The organism is Vibrio sp. 10N.261.51.F12 (genome assembly GCF_041471725.1).
Taxonomy (GTDB): Bacteria; Pseudomonadota; Gammaproteobacteria; order Enterobacterales; family Vibrionaceae; genus Vibrio.
Genome location: NZ_JBFROV010000049.1, coordinates 87034 through 110519, shown reverse-complemented (window position 1 = coordinate 110519; position 23486 = coordinate 87034). Strand labels below are relative to the sequence as shown.

Sequence of the window (23486 nt, the reverse complement as noted above, 5' to 3'; positions counted from 1 at the left end):
TCGCCAGGCTTTAATTTCGATAAAATAGCCCGTTGTAAAAAACGGGCTATTTTAGTCAAAAAAAGAAAACGCTGATATAGCTCAGCCCGGTAGAGCGCACCCTTGGTAAGGGTGAGGTCCCCAGTTCGAGTCTGGGTATCAGCACCAGTTAAAGACTAGCGTATTATTACGATAGTAAAGAATTTGCTTGGCGACCATAGCGTTGTAGACCCACCTGATCCCATGCCGAACTCAGAAGTGAAATACAGTAGCGCCGATGGTAGTGTGGGGCTTCCCCATGTGAGAGTAGGACATCGCCAGGCTTTAATTATTGCCTTTAATTAGGCAACTAAATAAAGCAAAGAAGCATAAGTCTTTATTTACAGAACTTGAAAGCCCACCTTTTGGTGGGCTTTTTTCGTTTGTGCACAGTAAAAACATACTTGCCCTATGAGATAAGTGGGTCATACTTCTTCTCCTGTAAACAATGGTAAACTCGCATTAATCAACCGATAATACGTAGATAATAACTATGCATTACACAGCTCCATTCATTATTACCGGCGGTCCAGGGTCGGGCAAAACTACGCTGTTAGAATCTATGGCTAATGAGTGTACACAGATTTTTCCTGAGGTGCCGAGACAATTGATTAATGAGCAATCACAACTTGTCGATGGGATACTTCCATGGGATAACTTGTCCGGCTTTGCTGACCTGTGTTTTACGGAAATGCTAAGACAAAAGGAAGCATGTTGTCATTATCCTCTCAGCTTCCTTGACCGAGCGATCCCGGATATTTGCGCCTATCTTTCTTGGGGGAAGTTAGAGGTACCTCAACATATCGTTGAAGAAGCGAGCAAAGGCTATCAAGGGCTTGTGATATTCTGTAAACCGACAGTAGAGATTTATGTTCAAGATGAAGTCCGGCCATACTCTTTTGAGGAAGCGTTGGATATTCACCAGCGTTTATGCGAAATATATGAATCTTTTGGATATAAGATTTTTTCATTACCGCTATTGCCTACCGAAGAGCGTGTAAAGCTAGTTAGAGCAGTATGTAAAGAATATGAAATGAGTCAGGCAAGGAGCTAGTAGTGAGTTTGGAGAACAAGGATGTTGTTTCATTGAGTAACACAGTGCTTAGGGTAGGGTTTAATTTCGTTCTGTTTTTGCGTTATTTGGCGAAGCGTATGGCTCACGATCGCGTTAACGTCAACGCGGGTTACTTAACCTATATTACACTGCTTTCGATTGTTCCTTTGCTTACGGTTCTGCTTTCTGTTTTATCATCATTTCCTATTTTTTCTAGTACTGGGCAGATTCTTCAGGATTTCATTATCCAGCACTTTGTTCCTGCTGCTGGGGATGCAGTGTATTCCGCACTCGTTGAGTTTGTATCAAACACAACTAAGATGACGGCTATAGGCAGTAGCTTTTTGTTTATCGCTGCTTTGATGCTTATCTCCAATATCGACAAAAACTTAAACTATATATGGCGTGTGGAAGCTAAACGACGGGCCGTTTTCTCATTCTCTATATATTGGATGATATTGACGCTCGGGCCTATTTTGGTTGGCGCTAGTATCGTTGGTACATCCTATGTGACGTCTTTAAAAATTCTTGAGCATGATGCCTTGAGCGGAGCATTTAGCTTTTTTATTCGTTGGCTCCCTGCCATCTTAGCGTTACTTGCATTTTCGGGGTTGTATTTATTAGTCCCAAATAAGAAGGTTCGTTTTACTGATGCGATAGTTGGCTCGTTTATCGCGACCTTGTTGTTTGAAGTGAGTAAAAAGGGATTCGCTTATTACATTACGCAGTTCCCTTCGTATCAACTGATCTATGGTGCGATAGCCGCTATCCCTATCCTTTTTATTTGGATTTATCTATGTTGGTTCATCGTCTTGATCGGGGCCGAGTTTACCGCCGCACTGGGTGAGAAAGAGCACTGGCTACCCAAATCACCCATGGTACAATCTAGCCCAAACCATGAATACCAGCCAAAAAAGGAACCCCGAAGTGATAGCACTGATACAGAGAGTGAGTGAATCTTCTGTGAGCGTTGATGGTAACGTTGTTGGAGAAATTGGCCAGGGTTTACTTGTTTTACTTGGTGTCGAAAAAGAAGACGATGAAGCGAAAGCGAAAAGATTAGTCGAGCGTGTGACTACTTATCGTGTATTTGAAGACGATGATGGGAAAATGAATTTAAATGTGAAGCAAGTCGGTGGAAGCCTCTTGGTTGTATCACAGTTTACTTTGCCAGCGGATACGAAAAAAGGGACTCGCGCCGGTTTTTCACGTGGAGCGCATCCCGATGAGGCGAAACGACTTTATGACTATTTTTCTGAACAATGCGCTCATGTATTGCCCACAGAACGTGGTCAATTTGCCGCTGATATGAAAGTCTCTCTTGTTAACGATGGCCCGGTGACATTTTGGCTACAGGTATAGACGAGTGTAACCTTCGTTTACCTTTAAAGGATATCCATGTTTAAACTCATTACCCCTAAGACCGACAACCAGTTGGCAAAGTATTACCAGTTTCGATGGCAGATGTTGAGAGAGCCTTGGCGTCTTCCTGTCGGATCTGAGCGTGATGAATATGACGAAATGAGCCACCACCGTATGATTGTGGACGGTCGTGGCCGACCAATGGCAATTGGCCGCCTCTATGTTACCCCTGATAACGAAGGGCAGATTCGTTATATGGCGGTAAAAAGTAGTCGACGAAATAAAGGTATGGGCTCATTGGTATTGGTGGCTTTAGAGTCCTTTGCAAGGCAAGAGGGCGTTAAGCGCTTGGTTTGTAATGCGCGTGAAGACGCTATCTCGTTCTATGAACAAAATGGTTTTGAACGGCAAGGTGAACTGAATGATCAGCATGGTCCTATTCGTCATCAACTTATGATTAAACCTCTTGATCCACTTGCAAAAGTCTTACGAAGGCCTGAATGGTGTGCGGAGCTACAGAAGCGTTGGGAGCAACAAATTCCGATCAGCGATAAGATGGGTATCAAAATCAATCAGTATACCGGCTATCGATTTGAGTGTAGCGCTCAGCTGAATCCAAACCTAAACCCTCACAATACGATGTTTGCTGGGTCGGCTTTTACTTTAGCAACATTAACTGGGTGGGGGATGACATGGTTATTGATGCAAGAGCGCGGACTCAATGCTGATATCGTGTTAGCAGACAGTAGAATTCGTTATAGGCAGCCTGTAGAAATGAATCCGGTCGCTGAGACATCTTTGGACGGAATTAGCGGAGATTTAGATCGTCTTGCTACCGGCAGGAAAGCTCGTATTATCATCAATGTCACGATATACAGCGGTGATAAACCGGCGGTTGAATTTGTCGGCACATATATGCTGTTGCCAAATTATCAAGCTAAGATAAGCCAATAACTCTCGGAACGATATTTGGAGTGTGAGAATACCTAATATCGCTCGAGTGAAAGCCGTTATTCGTGGGGACATGTTATTTGTGTTCTCTTATCGACAGCGCCAGTCAGTAGATTAATGTGGAGTGTAGCTTGGCACTCATCGGTGAGCTTCAATGGTAAGTTCGATGTTTTACTGTCGCCGAGGTCAATATTTCCTGATGCGCTGCCACTTAGGCGTGCTCCCTGAATGTAGAAAGGCTTGAGTGATAATACACCCCGTGTCGCTAACAAGTGAAATGGACTCGCTTCAACAGGGGTATAGGTGCTATTTTCTGTTGCGATTTCAACACTATTAAATACCGCTGTTAGCTCTCCTGTTAGCGTTCTTGAAAAAGTAAGTGTATCAGCGATAAGTACATCGATGGACAGATCGATATCAGCAGTGCCACGGGCGTCGATCGTGTCTGAGGGTTGCACGTATTGTAATAGTGCTAAAGGCAAGGAATATGCTTTAGCTTTGATTTGTAATGGTTGGCTAGTGGTAGAGAAATCCAGACTCGCATTGATGTCGAGATAGCCTTTATCATAAGGAACAAAAAGTCGACTAAGCTGCCATTTCCCATCTTGGCTTTCGGTCTCTAATGCTACCTGACTGCCTTTAACACTGCCAATGCTGACGCTGTTGGCCGACGCTGCCGCTTTACCTTGCCACAATCCCCATTGGCCGTTGCGTTTCAGCTCTAAATCTTCAGCTGTTAAATTAAATCCAGTCACTTGCCAGTTTGGCTGTTGTTGCAATTGAATCCATTGACCACGGTTGATGGTGAGTCGCTTAACCTTTAGAGCGTTTATATCGACGAGTGGTAAGTAGTGATATAAAGCTAAAATCGAATCCTGTTGATCTTCCTCATAAAGCTTTACACCATCGATAGTGAGCTTTTCCAGCGATAATACATGTTGTTGCCACAAGCCTGTAAATTGAATTCGGCCTTGCTCAAGTGTTGTATCAACATCTTTAATATTAACCACACCATCATCGATATTTACATCTATGGTGGGCTCAATAAATGATAAATTTTGATACTGAATACTGTCTGCATCAAACGACAAGTAGGCATCAACTTGACTCCAAATAGATTCTCTCAAATCGATATTTTCAAATGACGCGTTGAGGTTTTCTATTTTACTGTCTTTGTATCGAACGTTTGATCGTAAGACATCGAGGCTATTGATATGACCGATCGTATCTAGAAGAGCGGCATATTTATCGAAAAGCTGGCTAGTTAAGTCTATATCGAGTTTTTCGATGGTGGTATTGACCAGAGACCAAGTATTGTTTTCATATTGTGCCTGGGTAGATATATTTGCTTCATTCCATATGAACGATGCACCGTAAATTTTGCTGTTTTGTCCTTTAAGCTCACCATCAATGAGTACATCCTTAATGGACTCTCCTTGGTAGTAAATCTGCGAGGCTCGAAGCTGTAATTCACCCTTAGTTAATAAAATATCAGGGTTGTATTGGACATGGCGAAGTTGAAGCTGAAGATCATTGATGATCACATCATTGTTTGAATAATCAATATGATCGAGCGCTAAGTTTTCGATCGATAGCTGATGAGCCAATGATAGTGAGTGATTTGATAGCGTTGAGCCTGACAACAAAAGTTCATGAATACGCAGCGGAGTCTTTGTTGAAATCGGCATCCCTAGCCAAACAGACATACTATTGGCTTCAATGGGCTTCTCTCCCTCAGCCTCAATACGTAGATTGATAAAGTCGAATTGGTTTGGATATTGATAGTGTATCGATTCACTCGTCACTTTTATATTGAACAGCTTATTTATCGTTTGTGTCACTATTGGATTGGCGTATTGCGTATGCAGTAAGGCAAAGAGTGCCAATATAGCAATGAGCCCTAATGCGAAAAGCGCGATTAAGATTGCTATTGTTTTTCGTATCACGTTGAATTCTCTACCTACTGAATATAATGATCAATTTAGCCCGAAAGTGACTAAAAAGCCCCTCTTATGAGGGGCTTTGTGGCTAAAACTTGGATGCTTATCTAAGTATTAGTCTAATTGAGGGCCTGCCGCTACCAATGCCTGGCCTTCAGAGGTATCCGTGTATTTTTCAAAGTTGTTGATAAAGCGTTTTGCTAAGTCGTCAGCTTTGCTTTCCCATTGCAGTGGATCGACATAGGTATCTCGTGGGTCTAAGATCTCAGTGTCGACACCCGGAAGTGAGGTTGGTACTTCTAGGTTAAAGACCGGAATAGTTGTTGTTTCGACTTGTTCTATTGAGCCATCTAAGATTGCATCAATAATGCCGCGGGTATCTTGGATAGAGATACGTTTACCAGAGCCGTTCCAACCCGTATTAACTAAGTATGCTTCTGCGCCTGCAGCTTCCATACGTTTAACCAACACTTCCGCATATTGAGTTGGGTGAAGTGTAAGGAACGCCGCACCAAAACACGCAGAGAATGTAGGTGTTGGTTCTGTAATACCACGCTCTGTACCGGCCAACTTAGCGGTAAAACCAGAGAGGAAATGGTATTTTGTTTGTTCTGGTGTCAGCTTCGAAACCGGAGGTAACACGCCAAACGCATCGGCAGATAAGAAAATGACTTTATTCGCATGACCGCCTTTCGATACTGGTTTTACGATGTTATCGATATGATGAATAGGGTAGGAAACACGAGTGTTTTCTGTTTTAGAGCCATCATCAAAGTCGATAGAGCCATCGTTGCGTACGGTTACATTTTCTAATAATGCATCGCGGCGGATGGCATTATAAATATCAGGCTCAGCTTCTTTAGATAGATTGATCGTTTTCGCGTAGCAGCCACCTTCAAAGTTGAAGATACCATCGTCATCCCAGCCATGCTCATCATCACCAATCAATTGACGTTTTGGATCGGTAGATAATGTTGTCTTACCTGTGCCAGAGAGTCCGAAGAAAACGGCTACGTCATCATTCTCACCTTTGTTAGCGGAACAGTGCATGGATGCAATACCCTTGAGCGGCAAGAAGTAGTTCATCATTGCGAACATACCTTTCTTCATTTCACCGCCATACCAAGTGCCGCCGATCAGCTGCATTTTCTCGGTAAGGTTGAACACCGTGAAGTTTTCAGAGTTTAGGCCCTGTTCTTCCCATTTTTGGTTGGTGCATTTTGCGCCATTCATTACAACAAAATCAGCTTCAAATGTTGCGAGTTCTTCTTCACTTGGACGAATGAACATGTTTTTCACAAAGTGAGCCTGCCATGCCACCTCGGTAACGACTCGAATACATAGACGAGTATCTGGATTGGTACCACAGTAGCCATCAATAACGAATAGGCGCTTGTTTGAAAGCTGCCCAGTGACCAATGTTTTTAGTTCGTCCCAGACTTCTTTTGAAATAGCTTTGTTGTCGTTTTTACCTTGATCTGACCACCACATCGTGTCGCGAGTCGTATCGTCCCGTACGATGAATTTATCTTTGGGAGAGCGACCTGTAAAAATGCCCGTATCAACGGCAACGGCACCCAGTTCTGTGACAACGCCTTTTTCATATCCTTGCAATGTATCTAGGGTTTCTTCGGTGAATAGTTGCTCATAACTTGGATTGCGAAGAATCTCAGTTGAGCCTGTGATGCCATATTGAGTAAGATCGAGTTGTGCAGCCTTATTAATGTCCATAACGGTCATAGGTGCTCCTTATTGGATTTTTGTAGGGATTTTAAAATTATTATAATTTGTTTTTTATTTTGAACTCCATGCTAGCAATGGACACCAGATAAAACAGGGATATAGTTCAAAAATTACTCATCATATAGTGATAGTTTTAAGTGTTTGGTCACATATTAAATCACGATGGTTTATTCTAGAGCAAACCTTTGCGCCAGAGTAAATGTAACATAAGTGAATATGGTTTGGTGATAGGTTTTATCTGATGATGTTGTGGTTTCGTTAAATTTTTCACAAAAAAAGCCAGTTCATTGTGAACTGGCTTGTGTAACATATTTCGAACAATGAAATTAGTGCAGAGTCGGTTTGTCGTCTTGCATATTGTTTTCTGCGAATAGGGCTTTGATATCAGTCTCATCAAATGAATAAGAAGAGCCACAATAATCACAGTGCAGAGCAATCTCTCCTTCTTGCGCCAAGATATCGTAAACTTCTTCTTGTGCGATGGTACTAATGGCATCAGCACTGCGCTCACGAGAGCAGCCGCAAAAGAATTCAACTTCTTTTGGCTCAAATAACTGCACCTTGTCTTGGTTATATAGACGGTACAACAAGTCATTCGCTTCTAGTGTAAATAACTCTTCATCTTTGACGGTGTTCGTCAATTGCTCCAAGTGTTCAAAATCATCTGGTGTACCTGTGCCATCAGGCATGACTTGCAGCAACATACCGGCCGCTTTCGCTTGACCATCTTGTGTACCAGTACGAATCCAAAGGCGCGTTTTTAGCTGTTCAGAGCGTGCAAAGTACCCTTCTAAGACTTCAGCTAGGTTATTACCCTCAAGACCAACAACGCCTTGGTAGCGCTCACCATTATCAGGTGTAATCGTAATCACTAAGTAACCCTTACCTAGCATGTCGTGAATAGAAGCGTCATCGGCAATCTGATCTTCCCAACGAGCGACACCACGAAGTTTTTGGTTGTGGTCACCGTTAATTACTGCCAAAGAAACGGGGCCATCACCTTGCAGTTGCATGGTAATCGAACCCTCAAACTTTAATGTAGCAGTTAACAGGCTGGTTGAGACTAGAAGCTCTCCTAGCAAGCTTTGTAGCGCCGCTGGATATTCCTTGCTAGAGATAATCTCTTGATATGCAGTATCAAGTTGTACAAGCTCACCTCGTACAGATAGCTCGTCAAAAAGGTAGCGATTTAATGTGTTGTTAGCCATGTGGGGAAGCTCCAGCTTATTGGTTCTTAAACTTAATGATATTGCGGCGTTGTTTTTTATCAGGACGACGCTCTGGACTAGGGTTATGTGCATTCAGTTTGCGCTGCGAAGCGAATTCTTCTCGCTTGGTAATACTCTCTTTCGTCTCGGAATAAAGAGTCTGGGCTTCCGGTGCTCCTCTGCGCTGCGCTGAGATCTGTTCAATGACGACGGTTTTTTCTTCGTTGCCTTGGCGAAGTGTGATTACTGCATTCAACTCCACCATCTTACTTGGTTTTGAACGTTGACCATTATAATGGACTTTGCCACCATCGACCATGTTGCGCGCAATACTGCGTGTTTTATAAAATCGAGCCGCCCACAACCATTTATCGAGGCGAACGGCATTATTTTCTGAACTCATTTCGATTCCTGCTTTCTAAATCGCATCTGTGATAGCTTAAGCCACAAATGAACCTGTATTAGGACGAATAACTCATCCGCTTTAGGATGAATATCCTACTAAATGGTGCTTAGCTCTAAAAAAATCAACCCTAGCGCCCAGATTGCATGACAGTATTATGAGATGTGACATAATCTCATAATATAGTTGTGGTATAGTCCTGAGACTAATCTTGCTAAACAGAACGCTTAAGGAAAAGCAATTTTAATGCGCATATATAACGAAATATCATCAGAGACGGGACACTAGGAGAGTGAAAGGATTTTCCATTTCGGCAACGACAATACAGCCGGCGTTTTTTATTTCATACTTACGTCGTTGTTTACATTATCAATCTCAATTGAGCTTATTCATTGCGTTATGCTTACTCGGACTATCGGCTTGGGTTGCGGGTGTCTTGGTTTGGCAGCTATTTCCTCAGTCATCTTCTGTGAGTCGTTGGGCGCCACCTATTGCAGTCGCTACTCAAGTTAATGGTGCGACGGACACCGCTCATTCTTCCGACATCAATAAAGCCAATATCTTCGGTCAATATCAACGAGATCAAAAAGTGGTGCAAGCGCCCGTGGTGACGGATGCTCCAAAAACCCGCTTGAATGTTGTTTTGGTTGGCTCTGTTGTGAGTAGTAACCCTGAGCGCAGTTTGGCAGTCGTCGCCAATAGAGGCAAGCAAGGCACCTATGGTATAGGAGAGCAGATTGATGGCACTCGAGCGAGCATCGCAGCTGTCTTTATTGATCGTATTATCATCTCTAATGCTGGTCGTGACGAAACGGTGATGCTAGAAGGGATCGAATATAAAAAGTTAGAGCTGAAACAGCCAGCACCAGCCGCTGCCTCTAATGTTGTTGGCAACAATCCAGTCGATAACGAAGAAAAGTTGGCTGCCATTCGCAATACGATTACTCAAGATCCACAACAAATATTCCAATATGTACGCCTTTCTCAAGTGAAGCGAGATGGCAAAATATCGGGTTATCGCGTTAGTCCTGGTAGAGATGCTGAGCTGTTTAACGCGGTAGGCTTACAAAATGGTGATATCGCCATTGCATTGAATGGCGCAGATCTCACCGATCCGGCGGCTATGGGACAAATTTATCAATCCATTACGGATTTGACCGAACTTAACCTAACGGTTGAGCGTGATGGACAACAACACGACATCTTTATTCAATTCTAGTCGTGAAAGCAGTATTTCAAGGGAGCAACAAGTGAAGAGTTGGCTTAAGAAAAGTACCTGGTTATTGATGGGCAGCCTAATGGTGGTTCCAACAATATCTGCCAATGAATTTAGCGCCAGTTTCAAGGGAACCGATATACAAGAGTTTATTAATATCGTAGGACGTAACCTCGATAAAACGATCATTGTCGACCCATCGGTGCGCGGTAAAGTTGATGTTCGAAGCTACGATGTGTTGAGTGAGGAGCAATATTACAGCTTCTTCTTAAACGTATTAGAGGTTTATGGCTACGCTGTTGTTGAAATGGACAACAACATACTTAAGGTGATTAAAGCCAAAGATGCCAAGACATCGGCGATCCCTGTTGTTGGAGATGATGATACTGCCAACGGTGATAGCGTTATTACGCGAGTTGTCGCTGTGAGAAATGTCTCTGTGCGAGAGTTGTCTCCCTTGTTAAGACAACTCAATGATAATGCTGGAGCCGGTAATGTTGTGCACTATGACCCGGCCAATATTATCTTGATCACAGGGCGAGCGGCAGTGGTTAATCGTTTAGCGGATATCATTCGACGCGTTGATCAGGCTGGTGATAAAGAGATTGAGGTCGTAGAGCTACAAAATGCCTCGGCGGCAGAAATGGTGCGTATTGTCGATGCATTGAATAAAACGACTGATGCCAAAAACACCCCAGCTTTCCTACAACCGAAGCTGGTGGCTGATGACCGAACTAACTCAATCCTAATTTCGGGTGACCCGAAAGTGCGTAAGCGTCTACGCACCTTAATTAGTCAGCTTGATGTTGAGATGGCGACTAAAGGAAATAATCGAGTTCAATATCTTCGTTACGCGAAAGCCGAAGATTTGGTCGAAGTATTGAAAGGCGTTTCTGATAATTTGCAAAAAGAAAAGCAATCAGGTGGCAACTCTAATTCTACTGCGAATCGCAGCGAAGTGATGATCGCCGCCCATGCTGATACCAATGCCTTAGTACTTACCGCCCCACCCGATATTATGAAAGCATTGCTAGAAGTGATCTCTCAGCTTGATATTCGTCGCGCACAAGTACTTATTGAGGCTTTGATCGTGGAGCTAGCGGATGTCGATGGCGCTAACTTAGGGGTGCAATGGGGTAATGCCAGTACAGGGAGTGTAGTTCAATTCTCCAACACGGGAGCCTCTATCGGCAGCGTGATGGTGGGTATGGAAGATGCAAAGGACAAGACGACAACAGAAACGCGAACCGATTCGAATGGTAACCCTTATAACGTTGAAACGAAAACATCGGGTGATTATACAGCACTTGCTAGCGCGCTTGGTGGAGTACAAGGTGCAGCTGTTGGTATCGCTATGGGTGACTGGACAGCGTTAATTACAGCAGTATCAAGTACATCCAATTCTAATATTCTGTCTTCACCAAGTATTACTGTGATGGATAATGGTGAAGCCTCGTTCATTGTGGGTGAAGAAGTCCCTGTGTTGACAGGCTCTACTGCGGGTTCAAATAATAGCAATCCATTCCAAACCGTTGAGCGTAAAGAGGTGGGGATTAAGCTTAAAGTGGTCCCACAGATTAACGAAGGTAACTCGGTTCAGCTAACGATTGAACAAGAAGTTTCGAATGTTTTGGGTGCCAGTGGTGCCGTCGACGTTCGTTTTGCAAAAAGGCAGCTCAATACGTCGGTCATGATTCAAGATGGTCAGATGTTAGTGCTAGGTGGCCTAATTGATGAGCGTGCGGCTGAAAGTGAGTCAAAGGTACCATTCTTAGGCGATATTCCTTACCTCGGGCGCTTGTTCACTTCAACCAGTACGACGGTTGAGAAAAAGAATCTTATGGTCTTTATAAAGCCCACGATTATTCGTGATGGTATTACCGCGGACGGATTAACTCAACGTAAGTACAACTACATTCGAGCTGAGCAACTGTTTAAAGCCGACCAAGGCTTAAAGTTGATGGATGATGGCTATATTCCGGTATTACCTGAGTTTGGTGAAACCACACGCTACCCATCTGAGATTCAAGCGTTTATTGAGCAGATGGAAACGAAATAATGGGGGAGGTGATGGCGTTTCGTCCTTTAGTTACTCGGTTACCGTTTAGTTTTGCTAATCGCTTTAAGGTGGTCTTTGAGTCAACAGAGTCAACAGCGGTGCTGTTTTATGTTGAACCTCTGGCTTTAAATGCCTTGCAAGAAGTGAAGCGAGTGTATCGCCAATCTTTTGAATTGCAGCCACTACCTGCAGATCAATTTGAAACCAAGTTGACGCAAGCGTATCAACGTGATTCTTCAGAGGCTCGACAGTTAATGGAAGACATTGGCGCGGATAGCGATGATTTCTTTTCACTAGCGGAAGAGTTGCCTCAAGACGAGGACTTATTGGAGTCAGAAGATGACGCACCGATTATTAAATTGATCAACGCCATGCTTGGTGAGGCAATTAAAGAAGGGGCGTCTGACATCCATATCGAATCGTTTGAAAAAGTACTCTCGATTCGTTTTCGGGTCGACGGCGTATTGCGAGATGTCCTTGCGCCTAGCCGAAAACTGGCGCCGCTGCTCGTGTCTCGAGTTAAGGTCATGGCGAAATTGGATATTGCAGAAAAGCGTGTCCCGCAGGATGGTCGTATCTCATTACGCATCGGCGGCCGAGCGGTCGATGTCCGAGTCTCCACCATGCCTTCGTCACACGGTGAGCGTGTCGTGATGCGTTTGCTTGACAAGAATGCCACGCGTCTTGATTTGCACAGTCTTGGTATGACAGCCGTTAATCACGACCATTTCCGTCAGCTGATACAACGGCCTCATGGCATTATCTTAGTCACCGGGCCAACAGGCTCGGGTAAGTCCACGACTTTGTATGCAGGTTTGCAAGAGATCAACAGCAATGAGCGCAACATCCTTACGGTAGAAGACCCAATAGAATTTGATATTGATGGTATTGGACAAACACAGGTTAACCCAAAGGTCGACATGACCTTTGCGCGTGGCTTACGTGCGATCTTACGTCAAGACCCTGATGTCGTCATGGTAGGGGAAATTCGTGACTTAGAGACGGCCCAAATTGGTGTTCAAGCCTCATTAACCGGTCACTTAGTTATGTCTACATTGCATACCAATACCGCCGTTGGTGCCATTACTCGTATGCGAGATATGGGCATTGAGCCCTTTCTTATCTCTTCGTCACTACTGGGGGTGTTAGCCCAGCGACTTGTCCGTACGTTATGTAAAGACTGCAAAGTGCCTTACGAAGCGGATGCACAGACGAAAAAACTGTTTGCAATGACCGAGGCAGAAGTGCTGACTCTCTTTAAACCCGTCGGGTGCGATAAGTGTAATCAGAAGGGATACAGAGGTCGTACTGGTATCCATGAGCTATTGATCGTTGATGACGAAGTTCAAGCGCTTATTCATAACGAAGCGGGTGAACAAGCGATTGAGAAAGCGGTACGTAATTACACACCAAGTATTCGTGACGATGGGCTTAGTAAAGTTAAGCGCGGTATTACCTCCCTCGAAGAGGTTATGCGTGTGACAAAGGAAGCGTAAGTGGCGGCATTTGAATATAAGGCCTTGAACGCGAAAGGCAAACAAACCAAAGGACTCATTGAGGGCGATAACGCGAGGCAAGTTCGTCAGCGCCTTAAAGAACAAGGCATGATGCCGATAGATGTGGTTGAGGTCAGCCAAAAAGCCAATCGCAGCACAAAAGGGGAGGTCGCTAAGCCTACATTTAAGCGCGGCATCAGTACAACCGACTTAGCTTTGATTACCCGTCAGCTGTCTACCCTAGTCCAATCGGGAATGCCGCTCGAGGAATGTTTGAAAGCGGTTTCTGAGCAATCAGAAAAACCAAGAATTCGTACCATGCTTGCCGCTATTCGCGCTAAGGTCACTGAGGGCTACACGCTGTCGGATAGCCTCGCTGATTACCCGCATGTCTTTGATGAACTTTTTCGTTCAATGGTGGCGGCGGGCGAAAAGTCGGGGCACCTTGATTCGATATTAGAGCGCCTAGCAGACTATGCGGAAAATAGGCAGAAGCTTCGCTCTAAATTGCTACAAGCCATGATTTATCCCGTGGTATTAGTGGTATTTGCGGTCGCCATTGTGGCTTTTTTATTGGCGGCAGTGGTACCAAAAATCATTGGGCAGTTTGTTCAAATGGGACAAGAACTGCCGAAATCGACACAGTTTTTGTTGTCGTCGAGCGATTTTATTCAAAACTGGGGATTGGTGTTATTAATTGGTTTTATCATCGTGATGTACGTGATAAAAGCCGCGCTGCGCCGTCCAGCGATCAGGATGAGTTGGGATACCAAGGTTCTTAATCTTCCGCTTATTGGTAAGATCGCACGAGGGTTGAATACCTCTCGATTTGCTCGGACGTTGTCGATTTGTACCTCAAGCGCTATCCCTATTTTGGATGGTATGAAGGTATCGGTCGATGTCATGACCAACCATTTTGCTAAAAAACAGGTATCGATTGCAGCGGATAACGTAAGAGAAGGCGCGAGTTTGCGTAAAGCACTTGAACAGACAAAACTCTTTCCGCCTATGATGTTGCATATGATTGCCAGTGGAGAACAAAGTGGTGAACTAGAAAACATGCTGACGCGTGCGGCTGATAATCAGGATCAAAATTTTGAATCAACGATTAACATCGCGCTGGGGATATTTACGCCAGCGTTGATTGCACTAATGGCCGGTTTAGTGCTGTTTATCGTGATGGCAACACTGATGCCAATATTGGCAATGAACAATTTAATGTCTGGGTAATCTAACCACACAGACAAAACAGATATGACCTCGTGTACGAGGTGTTTTCCTTGGAGTACTAAATGAAACAAAAAATGAAAAAACAAGCGGGTTTTACCTTACTTGAAGTGATGGTCGTGGTCGTTATTTTAGGTGTATTGGCGAGTTTTGTTGTTCCCAATTTACTCGGTAACAAAGAAAAGGCCGATCAGCAAAAAGCGATCACTGATATTGTTGCACTAGAAAATGCATTGGATATGTATAAGCTCGACAACAGCATCTACCCAACCACAGATCAAGGCTTAGAGGCGCTAGTGACTAAGCCAGGTAACCCTGAACCTCGTAATTACCGCGACGGTGGTTATATTCGTCGTTTACCAAGCGATCCTTGGGGCAATGATTATCAATACTTAAGCCCTGGCGATAAAGGCACCATCGATGTCTTTACACTTGGTGCTGATGGTCAAGAAGGGGGCGAGGGTGTCGCGGCTGATATTGGTAACTGGAATCTACAAGACTTTCAGTAATACGTCTGGTAATAGAGCGCAGAGGCGCTCTATTACTTGTTGAGTGGTAGTTGATGCGTCCTTTACATTCCTTTCGTTCCGGCTTTACGTTACTAGAGATCCTTTTAGTGCTTGTGCTGCTTTCGCTCAGTGCGGTAGCGGTGATCGCGTCAATACCTCCCAAGCAAGATAACCAAATAAAAGAAGAAGCTCAGCGTTTATTCCAAAGACTTCAGTTATTCAATGAAGAAGCGATGTTGTCTGGCAAAGATTTTGGAATTAGGGTTGATGAAGAGCAGCGTCGATATGTTTTCTTAGAGTTGAAGCCTGAAGGCTGGGAAAAAATTGCGCTAAAAAAAATCCCAGAAGAGACTACGCTGCCAGATGGTTTAACCATTCGACTTGATCTCAGCAGTGGGGTGTGGGGAACGGACGATCGTCTTTTTGAACCCACGTCTTTGTTTGATGAAGATATGTTTGCGGATGTAGAGAAAACGAAAAAGCCAGAGAAGCCACCGCAGATATTTATTTTATCAAGCGGTGAATTTACCCCAGGTGTCTTTGTGCTCGCACCTAAAAATCAAGCAAAGAAGACGCTGACTTGGCACGTTCAAATTAAAGAAAATGGTGTGGTTCAAGCGTTAGATGATAGGGACTGGAATGATGAAAAACGTTAGAGGTATGACGTTACTTGAGGTCCTTGTTGCACTGGCTATTTTTGCAACTGCGGCGATTGCGGTCGTGCGCTCTGTGTCTCAGCATATCAATACATTAAGCTATCTAGAAGAGAAAACCTTTGCCGCGATGGTGGTTGATAATCAAATGGCTAAGGTGATGCTCGATACTGCTACTTTAAAAGCCGCGACGGGCAAAGAAACACTTGCTGGGCGGGAGTGGTTTTGGCGTGTGACGCCCGTGAAGACCTCTGAGGCTCTCCTTAATGCCTTTGATGTGAGTGTTGCGACGGACAAGAAAGCCAGTCCAATAGTCACGGTAAGGAGCTATGTTGCGAAATAGATTGCAAGCCAATAAAACATGCTTACGTTATCCGCTAGGTTGTGACCGAAGAATGAGTAAAGAAAGGCTGATAAACACACATCGAAGAACGATACGTGGCTTTACGCTCATTGAGGTGTTAGTGGCTATGGCTATCTTTGCCAGCTTAAGTGTTGCGGCATATCAGGTTGTGAATCAGGTGCAGCGCAGCAATGAACTGTCTCAAGAGCGCAGTACGCGTTTACAAGAAGTTCAGCGAGCGTTCGTCTACCTGGATAGTGACTTTCGACAAATGGCATTACGACAGTTTCGTCATGAGGGAGAGGTCGCATCATCTCGCTTGATTCTCTGGCAACAAAACTTGCTAGACTCGGATGAAAAAGGCGTGCTGTTTACCCGTTCTGGCTGGATAAACCCTCAAGGTCAATTTCCTCGCGGAGAGGTGGCGAAGATTGGCTATCGTATCAAAGACAATCAGTTGCAAAGGCTATGGTGGCGATACCCCGATACGAGCGTCGGAGAGTTACCGGTAGAGCGATCTATTTTAACTAAGGTAACGGCTTTGGATATGCGTTTTTACAACGGTGAGACATGGCTGAAAGATTGGCAACAAGACCTTGTGCTACCTCAAGCGGTTGAGATCAAGCTAGAACTTGAAGACTATGGTGAAATTACTCGAATTTATCTGACACCGAATGGCACTCTTGGATCGTCATCGTCAGCTGGTGGTGCGAACCAAGGTGGAAATAGTGGCAATGAAGGCGGCGGCAACTCATGATTCCGAAGCGATCTCATTCCTCTCCACAAAAAGGTGTCGCACTGATAGTGATTTTATTGCTACTGGCCATTATGGTATCGATAGCTGCGACAATGTCTGAGCGTTTGTTTAGCCAATTTATCAGGGCCAATAATCAGATTAATTATCAACAGGCCTACTGGTATTCGATTGGTGTTGAAGCTTTGGCTGAGGTGGCAATTAAAGAAAGCTTTAAAGACAATAAAGACAGCATTAATCTTAATCAGCCTTGGGCTATTGAAGAGCGAACCTACCCGTTAGATTATGGTGAGGCCACTGGGCATATTGTGGATATGCAGTCGTGTTTTAATGTGAACGCCTTATCCAGTGTTGCCCCGAATGCCAATAGCAACATAAAGCCATTTTTGGTGCAGTTTTTTCAAAGATTACTCGAGCAATATGATGTCGAGAATTACCAAGCAGAGCAGATTGCTGATTCAACCTGGGAATTCGTCAATAAAGAAACAACAGTGAGATCAGTATCCGGTGTTGGAGATAGTTATTACGAGTCGCTATCTCCTGCTTATATGAGTGCGAATGGATTATTGTCTGATCGCTCGGAGCTTCGTGCGATCAACCAAATGAACGGCGATGTGATGCTTAAATTAGGGACAGCAATATGTGCACTCCCGATTGCGACATGGCAATTGAATGTAAATACACTCGCAGTTGAAGATGCTGATCTGCTGGTGGCACTATTTTCGCCAAATCTCTCGCGAGACAATGCGTTGCAGCTGCTGGAAAATAGACCTTTTGATGGTTGGTCTGGTATTGATAAATTTTTTGCCGAATCACAAATGGGAAGCGTGAGCGAGAATACTCGCAAACAAGCTTCGCAATATTTGTCGGTCGATAGTGTGTATTTTGAGCTTGATGCTCAGGTGGTGGTTGATGAATCACGACTGAGATTGAGAACGTTGTTTTATAGCGAAGACAGAAAAGAAGTGGCGGTAGTACGTCGTCGATTTGGAGGATTGAGTGAGCGAGTTCTTAACCGTTCGACTGAATAGTCAGCCGAATAGTCCAGTTCACTGGGCTGTGTGGTCGACTGGACAAAAGGAAGTCATAGCCAGTGGAGAGCTGGAGAGTCTTGAGCAACTAGAAAACATCAAAGAGTACGCTCAACAGCGAGTGACGTTACTCATTCTATGTTCTCAAGATGTCCATTTTTCAGACGTTGAGATCCCAGCAGGGGCGACTCGCCAGTTTGAAACTATGTTGCCTTATTTAATTGAGGATGATATCGCCCAAGATGTGGATGATTTACATTTTTCTATTCTGCATAAACAGAGCGGTCAAGCCATGGTCTGTGCCGTAGATAGAGCCTATCTACTTCAAGTGCTCGCAAGCTTCTCAGCGTGTGGTATTGAGGTGAAAAAGGTGGTGCCAGATGTATTAGCGCTACCTGAGTTACCATCGATTAGTGCGATTGAATTAAGTGGGCAGTGGTTATTTAGAACCAGTCAGTGGGCGGGCATGGTGGTGGACCAGCCATGGCTTTCAGCGGTGATTGAGTCGGATTACTTGTCCACTGTATCGGACGACACTGAAAACAAAACGATTACTGTGGATGTGTATTCAGAACTCAGTGATGAAATGTTGCGTGGTTCACCTCATATAACCTGGCAACCTGCACCGATTGAGATGCCGATGGCACTTTTGTCGCAAGGCGCGGTTGATAGTACCGCAACATTGTTGACGGGAGACCTAAAACCTAAAACCTCGTTTATTAAATACTGGAAAGTATGGCAGAAAGTTGCGATTGCGGCAGGTATTTTACTGGTTGCGCTGATCGCAGAGCAAGTTGTCTTGGTTAGCCAATATGAATCACAGGCCGTGGCGTACCGGGCTGAAAGTGAGCGTATCTTCCGGTCCGTTTTTCCTGATAAGAAACGGATACCTACTGTCAGCTACCTTAAAAGACAGATGCAAGATGAGCTGACGAAGCTTGGTGGTTCTGGTATTTCAAGCGGCTCTGCGCTGGAATGGCTAGCAAAACTCCCTGATACGATTGGACAAGTAAATGGAATGCAAGTCATGAGCTTTACCTTTGACGGCAATCGCAATGAAGTTAGGTTGAGTGTCACCAGCCGAGATTTTGAAAGCTTTGAATCGGCTAAGGTCAAGCTTGAGACTCAGTTTGAGGTGTCGCAAGGCCCATTGAATCGCAATGGCGAACTGGTGATGGGCAACTTTGTCTTGAAGAATAAGTAGGTCGAAAGATGAAAGGATTACTATTAACAGCGCAGAGCTGGTGGATATCAATCAGTCAGCGAGAGCAGCGGCTCGTTATGGTGTGCTCAGCGCTTCTTGTTCTCGGTATTATTTACTGGGGCATTCTCTCTCCTTTTGCTGTGCGTACGGAGTTGGCGCAGTCACGAATACAGTCTGAAAAACAGTTGTTATCCTGGGTGAAAGAACAGGCTGACCAGATTAGTGAGAAACGTCAGGCTGGTGGTGTAGTGGTCTCAAAACAAGCATTGAACCAAATAATTACCTCTTCGACGGGGCGTTTCAATGTTGAGCTGATTCGAATGCAGCCAAGAGGTGATGAGCTTCAGGTGTGGATCAAACCGATTCCTTTTGAATTCTATGTCAACTGGTTGTTTTATCTTCAAGAGACGCATGGCGTTAACGTTGAGATTATGGATATCGATAAGGCTGACCAAAGCGGTGTTATCGAAGTGAATCGCTTGCAGTTTAAGAGGGGCGGTTAATGAAGCGTGCGATAAAATACGTGGTTGTCGCTACGACCATCTTTACAGCCAGTGTGATTTATCATGCACCGGCCCAAGTGGTATTGAGCGTGGCATCGCTGCCACCATCACTGGTTATTGATGGTACGGAAGGCACTATATGGCAAGGTAGAGCACAAAATGTGACTTACCAACATCAGCAGCTAGGCGAAGTGAGTTGGCATTTTTCATGGTCAAGCTTACTGACGTTATCACCCGAATATGCGGTGCGATTTGGTCGTGGTAGTACGCTTGGTATTGCCGGTAAAGGGAACGTGGGTATCAACTTTTCTGGTCCTTATGTTCATACGTTGTTGGCATCTCTTCCCGCGGAAAGTGTACTTGATATCTACACGCCACCGGTGCCAGTCAATGCGGGAGGACAGTTCGAGCTTGCTATACGCTCTTTGCAATATCAATCACCTTGGTGCGGTACAGGTGACGGTTCGCTCTCCTGGAATGCTGGTTATGTAGAAACACCCGTCGGGAGTTTGAGCTTTGGGCCTACGGTTGTTGATCTCACCTGTAACGATAGCGTTCTATCAGCGAAGGGTGGACAAAGCAGCGCTCAAGTATCGAGTGAGTTTACTGGAGAGCTAAAGCCGAGCCGAGAGTATGATTCACAAGCTTGGTTTAAGCCGGGCTCTGACTTCCCTAATTCAATGAAGCAGCAACTCAAATGGTTAGGTAATCCGGATAATGAAGGTCGATATTCATTTATTTACAAAGGGCGTTTTTAGGGGGCCTAGGCTGAATAAGTGATGGGTTGGATGTCATAGCAAAGGCGGTGTATACCGCCTTTTTGTATTTTGTCTGCACTATAAGTGAGGCTCAGTCACTACTGAGCAATAAGAATTGAATCCCAAGGCAAGGCCTGATCACCAATAACAATGAAGTTGGGGTTTTCTAGGGTTTCACGTAAGTTGTAAGATAACGGCGTGAGGTGTGTGCTCAGTATTGCTCCCCCAGCTTCCTGTACGATACATTGTGTGGCTGCGGTATCCCATTCGCCAGTTGGTCCCAGTCTTAGGTAGCAATCGACAGCCCCTTCAGCAACTAAGCAGGCTTTTAGGGCCGCAGACCCTAATGGTACTAGGTCGTAATTCCACGCATTACTCATCTTTTCAGTAATGCGATTAATATTTTGTCGACGACTAATCGCGATAGAGATGGATTGATTGGCCATTTCATGAGTGTGTATGTTAATCCTCAAATTTTCATCCATCTCAGGAATTTTCCACGCACCTTTACCTTGATAGGCATAGTAAGTCACACCAGAAACCGGTGCGTAGACCACCCCCATAATAGGTTGATTATCACGTACCAAGGCGATAATTGTCGCAAAATCACCGCTTCTAGCAATAAACTCCTGAGTGCCATCAAGAGGGTCGACGAGCCAGTACTCTTGCCACTGAGAGCGTTGTTCTAAGCTAACGTCGGCATCTTCTTCCGATAAGATCGGAATGTCAGGAGTCAGTTGCGAAAGTTGTTCAAGTATGAGTTTGTGCGCCGCTAAATCCGCACTGGTTACAGGGGTGTCGTTGTCCTTGGTGTAAGACTCATACTCTTTTTTTTCATAGATATCGAGAATCAGTTGTCCAGCTGAGCGAGCAATATCGATGACATCTGGAATGTGATGAGAAAGGTCAGGTTTGAAATTCGTCACGTTACAGCCCTAGTGTTGGTTTCATTTTGAGCATCAGCAGTAGAGCCGTGATGCAACGAGCTTCTGAGAAATCTAAATGTGTGAGTAATTCATCGGCTTGAGCGAGGGGCCATTTGACTATTTCTAATGGTTCTGGCTCATCACCCTCCAGCTTTTCTGGATAGAGATCCTGCGCCACGAACAGCGTCATGCGACTCGAAAAGTAGGAAGGCGCTAAAATGACTTCTTTGAGTGGTGTTAAAGAATGAGCACCAAATCCAATTTCTTCTTTAAGCTCTCTTATTGCCGCTTGGTCCGCAGACTCGCCCTCATCAACTAACCCTTTGGGAAAGCCTAGCTCATAGCGCTCGGTGCCAGCTGCGTACTCGCGCACTAATAAAAGATCCCCATGTTCAGTAATCGGAACCATCATGACCGCATTCCGGCCGCTTGGCTTCATGCGTTCGTAGGTTCGCTTAACCCCGTTTGAAAACTGTAAATCTAGCGCTTCGATTTTAAACAATCTAGATTCAGCAACGGTTTTTTGGGCTAAGATTTCGGGTCCTTGCTTGGACGACATGGGTATTCTCCTTAGCATTGCGCGACGACATATAGATATTGAGCCCATAGCGCAGTATTTATTGTAGTGGTTAATATATACCTAACTAACTTCAAGATGCTAGGTTAAGCAACAATTACTTATCGTTGGTATCTTGTTTGAGATGGATGCGTTGTGTTATGCCTGATTGTTAATACACGAATATCGACGTATAAAAAACGGAGCGTAAAGATAAACTTTACGCTCCGTTCATTGTGTCGGTGATTTACTCAAGGGTAAATCGTTCAGAGATTGACTCTAGTAGTAAGAGTGCTCGCCGCGATCGTGCTCTGTTACATCACGGACGGCGCTTAGCTCACCTGAGAACTCTTCTAGCAGTTGCTTCTCAATGCCTTCTTTTAGAGTGACATCGACCATCGAGCAACCGTTGCACCCACCACCAAACTGAACAATGGCGACGCCCTGGTCTGTGATTTCCATTAGGTTGACATGACCACCATGGCCTGCAAGTTGTGGGTTCACTTGTGTTTGAATTGCGTATTCAACGCGCTCCATTAATGACGCATCATCGGAGACTTTACGCATCTTAGCATTAGGTGCTTTAAGCGTGAGCTGAGAGCCCATTTTGTCCGTTACGAAATCAATTTCAGCGTCCTCAAGGAAAGGAAGAGAAAGCTCATCGACATACGCCGTTAAGATTTCGTATTTAAATTCTGTATCGTTGCTTTCAATGGCTTCTGGTGGGCAGTATGACACACCACATTCTGCATTTTGTGTACCTGGGTTCACAACGAACACACGGATGCTGGTACCTTCAGGCTGTTGAGCCAGAAGTTTTGAAAAGTGACTCTGTGCACTTTCTGTAATAGTAATTGGATTTGACACGACGAATACCCGAGTAAATATGTAGGTTATTGCCGCTATTCTACTCTTGAACTAAGCGGAAGCCAAAATTATTTGTTCACTGTCTGTACAGGACATCGAGTGAGCAAAATCAGTTTGGTGTGCGGCACAGACAGTAAATATCAATTTTTTCTACGCCCACTTCAAGTAATAATTCACTTAAATGTTTAACCGTAGCGCCAGTTGTGACCACATCATCAATAATGGCGACGTGTTTAGCGTGTGGTGCTTGTTGTAATGAGAAGGCGCGACGCACATTTTTTTGCCTTGATTTTCGGTCTAATGACTTTTGTTTTGGTGTGTTGAGGTGTTTTTTAAAGACTTGCTGCTGAACCTGACTATCTGGGCAAGCCGCGCTGAGTTGTTGTGCCATCATTTCACTTAGATTAAAGCCACGCCAAAGCTCTTGATACCACACCATTGGAACGGAGATAAGCACTGGTGCCGGTTTAGGCACGTGTTGCTGCAACATGTTAATAAAAGGTGGGAGTAGCCAGAATTGGCGCTGTTGTTTTATTTTTTGAATAAATAATGAAAGTGGATATCGGTAGTCGCCGACGCACTGCATGGTATGCCAAGGTGGTGGTGATTTGAGGCATTGGCCACAGAGGCGTGATTCATGAGACAAAGGTAAGGCACATTGTGTACACCGTGGTGCGCTTTGATCCAAATAGTGTTGGCAATAAT

24 protein-coding genes, 1 tRNA gene and 1 rRNA gene are annotated in these 23486 nt (G+C 44.6%); 18 read left to right on the top strand and 8 right to left on the bottom strand.

The features are described from left to right. Positions 1 to 70 precede the first annotated feature (70 nt). The 6 genes from AB4405_RS23090 to AB4405_RS23065 all read left to right on the top strand — a co-directional run bounded on the left by AB4405_RS23090 (position 71) and on the right by AB4405_RS23065 (position 3388). Positions 71 to 147 (top strand) — tRNA-Thr (locus AB4405_RS23090). A gap of 39 nt (positions 148 to 186) precedes the next feature. Further along, positions 187 to 302, top strand: a 5S ribosomal RNA gene (gene rrf / locus AB4405_RS23085). Between the two features lie 209 nt (positions 303 to 511). Beyond that, positions 512 to 1072 carry an AAA family ATPase gene (locus tag AB4405_RS23080; protein WP_102470942.1) on the top strand — a complete coding sequence of 187 codons (561 nt, stop codon included), beginning with the start codon at positions 512 to 514 and terminating at the stop codon, positions 1070 to 1072. A 98-nt stretch (positions 1073 to 1170) separates the two neighbouring features. Further along, positions 1171 to 2028 (top strand): virulence factor BrkB family protein, encoded by an 858-nt coding sequence (locus tag AB4405_RS23075; protein WP_241903213.1) that lies wholly within the window; start codon positions 1171 to 1173, stop codon positions 2026 to 2028. After that, on the top strand, positions 2000 to 2434 hold the full coding sequence (dtd, locus tag AB4405_RS23070; RefSeq protein ID WP_102470944.1) for a D-aminoacyl-tRNA deacylase: 435 nt from the start codon (positions 2000 to 2002) through the stop codon (positions 2432 to 2434). Before AB4405_RS23075 ends, dtd begins: the two co-directional genes overlap by 29 nt. 36 nt (positions 2435 to 2470) lie before the next feature. Further along, a complete protein-coding gene (locus tag AB4405_RS23065; RefSeq protein WP_372062962.1) occupies positions 2471 to 3388 on the top strand; it encodes a YiiD C-terminal domain-containing protein in 918 nt (305 codons plus the stop codon). A gap of 56 nt (positions 3389 to 3444) precedes the next feature. On the opposite strand, the gene AB4405_RS23060 is transcribed toward AB4405_RS23065, so the two are convergent. The 4 genes from AB4405_RS23060 to hslR form a co-directional block, all read right to left on the bottom strand. Then, entirely contained in the window at positions 3445 to 5331 is a 1887-nt protein-coding gene (locus tag AB4405_RS23060) for an AsmA family protein (RefSeq protein WP_372062961.1), read from the bottom strand. A gap of 108 nt (positions 5332 to 5439) precedes the next feature. Beyond that, positions 5440 to 7065, bottom strand: a complete 1626-nt coding sequence (pckA, locus tag AB4405_RS23055; RefSeq protein ID WP_102470947.1) for a phosphoenolpyruvate carboxykinase (ATP) — start codon at positions 7063 to 7065, stop codon at positions 5440 to 5442. A gap of 329 nt (positions 7066 to 7394) precedes the next feature. After that, a complete protein-coding gene (hslO, locus tag AB4405_RS23050) occupies positions 7395 to 8276 on the bottom strand; it encodes an Hsp33 family molecular chaperone HslO (protein WP_372062960.1) in 882 nt (293 codons plus the stop codon). Positions 8277 to 8292: 16 nt separating this feature from the next. After that, a complete protein-coding gene (hslR, locus tag AB4405_RS23045) occupies positions 8293 to 8679 on the bottom strand; it encodes a ribosome-associated heat shock protein Hsp15 (protein WP_102470949.1) in 387 nt (128 codons plus the stop codon). A 322-nt stretch (positions 8680 to 9001) separates the two neighbouring features. Here hslR and gspC point away from each other — a divergent pair, with 322 nt between their 5' ends. The 12 genes from gspC to AB4405_RS22985 all read left to right on the top strand — a co-directional run bounded on the left by gspC (position 9002) and on the right by AB4405_RS22985 (position 20432). Continuing rightward, complete coding sequence (gene gspC, locus AB4405_RS23040) at positions 9002 to 9898, top strand: type II secretion system protein GspC (protein WP_372062965.1); 897 nt, start codon at positions 9002 to 9004, stop codon at positions 9896 to 9898. 31 nt (positions 9899 to 9929) lie between these two features. Then, positions 9930 to 11954: a type II secretion system secretin GspD gene (gspD, locus tag AB4405_RS23035; RefSeq protein WP_372062959.1), complete on the top strand. Its 2025-nt coding sequence runs from the start codon at positions 9930 to 9932 to the stop codon at positions 11952 to 11954. Positions 11955 to 11965: 11 nt separating this feature from the next. After that, the gene (gspE, locus tag AB4405_RS23030; protein WP_372062958.1) at positions 11966 to 13450 is read left to right on the top strand and encodes a type II secretion system ATPase GspE; all 1485 of its coding nucleotides are present in this window, start codon (positions 11966 to 11968) and stop codon (positions 13448 to 13450) included. Then, complete coding sequence (gene gspF / locus AB4405_RS23025) at positions 13451 to 14680, top strand: type II secretion system inner membrane protein GspF (protein ID WP_372062957.1); 1230 nt, start codon at positions 13451 to 13453, stop codon at positions 14678 to 14680. A gap of 62 nt (positions 14681 to 14742) precedes the next feature. After that, positions 14743 to 15186 carry a type II secretion system major pseudopilin GspG gene (gspG, locus tag AB4405_RS23020; protein WP_102470953.1) on the top strand — a complete coding sequence of 148 codons (444 nt, stop codon included), beginning with the start codon at positions 14743 to 14745 and terminating at the stop codon, positions 15184 to 15186. A gap of 53 nt (positions 15187 to 15239) precedes the next feature. Further along, on the top strand, positions 15240 to 15842 hold the full coding sequence (gene gspH, locus AB4405_RS23015; protein ID WP_372062956.1) for a type II secretion system minor pseudopilin GspH: 603 nt from the start codon (positions 15240 to 15242) through the stop codon (positions 15840 to 15842). Then, positions 15811 to 16182: a type II secretion system minor pseudopilin GspI gene (gspI, locus tag AB4405_RS23010; protein ID WP_372062955.1), complete on the top strand. Its 372-nt coding sequence runs from the start codon at positions 15811 to 15813 to the stop codon at positions 16180 to 16182. Before gspH ends, gspI begins: the two co-directional genes overlap by 32 nt. A gap of 52 nt (positions 16183 to 16234) precedes the next feature. After that, the gene (gene gspJ, locus AB4405_RS23005) at positions 16235 to 16939 is read left to right on the top strand and encodes a type II secretion system minor pseudopilin GspJ (RefSeq protein WP_372062964.1); all 705 of its coding nucleotides are present in this window, start codon (positions 16235 to 16237) and stop codon (positions 16937 to 16939) included. Continuing rightward, the gene (gene gspK / locus AB4405_RS23000) at positions 16936 to 17967 is read left to right on the top strand and encodes a type II secretion system minor pseudopilin GspK (protein WP_372062954.1); all 1032 of its coding nucleotides are present in this window, start codon (positions 16936 to 16938) and stop codon (positions 17965 to 17967) included. Before gspJ ends, gspK begins: the two co-directional genes overlap by 4 nt. After that, positions 17936 to 19171 (top strand): type II secretion system protein GspL, encoded by a 1236-nt coding sequence (gspL, locus tag AB4405_RS22995; protein ID WP_372062953.1) that lies wholly within the window; start codon positions 17936 to 17938, stop codon positions 19169 to 19171. The genes gspK and gspL overlap by 32 nt, the downstream gene beginning before the upstream one ends. An 8-nt stretch (positions 19172 to 19179) precedes the next feature. Further along, positions 19180 to 19674, top strand: coding sequence for a type II secretion system protein M (locus tag AB4405_RS22990; RefSeq protein ID WP_372062952.1), 495 nt, complete (start codon positions 19180 to 19182; stop codon positions 19672 to 19674). Then, positions 19674 to 20432 (top strand): type II secretion system protein N, encoded by a 759-nt coding sequence (locus AB4405_RS22985; RefSeq protein ID WP_372062951.1) that lies wholly within the window; start codon positions 19674 to 19676, stop codon positions 20430 to 20432. The genes AB4405_RS22990 and AB4405_RS22985 overlap by 1 nt, the downstream gene beginning before the upstream one ends. A 98-nt stretch (positions 20433 to 20530) precedes the next feature. Here AB4405_RS22985 and cysQ read toward each other — a convergent pair whose 3' ends face one another. The 4 genes from cysQ to AB4405_RS22965 form a co-directional block, all read right to left on the bottom strand. Further along, on the bottom strand, positions 20531 to 21358 hold the full coding sequence (gene cysQ / locus AB4405_RS22980; protein WP_372062950.1) for a 3'(2'),5'-bisphosphate nucleotidase CysQ: 828 nt from the start codon (positions 21356 to 21358) through the stop codon (positions 20531 to 20533). A gap of 1 nt (position 21359) precedes the next feature. Continuing rightward, positions 21360 to 21917, bottom strand: coding sequence for an ADP compounds hydrolase NudE (nudE, locus tag AB4405_RS22975; protein ID WP_372062949.1), 558 nt, complete (start codon positions 21915 to 21917; stop codon positions 21360 to 21362). Positions 21918 to 22193: 276 nt separating this feature from the next. After that, complete coding sequence (gene nfuA / locus AB4405_RS22970; RefSeq protein WP_102470962.1) at positions 22194 to 22781, bottom strand: Fe-S biogenesis protein NfuA; 588 nt, start codon at positions 22779 to 22781, stop codon at positions 22194 to 22196. Between the two features lie 109 nt (positions 22782 to 22890). After that, on the bottom strand, positions 22891 to 23427 hold the full coding sequence (locus tag AB4405_RS22965) for a ComF family protein (protein ID WP_372062948.1): 537 nt from the start codon (positions 23425 to 23427) through the stop codon (positions 22891 to 22893). Between the last annotated feature and the right edge of the window lie 59 nt (positions 23428 to 23486).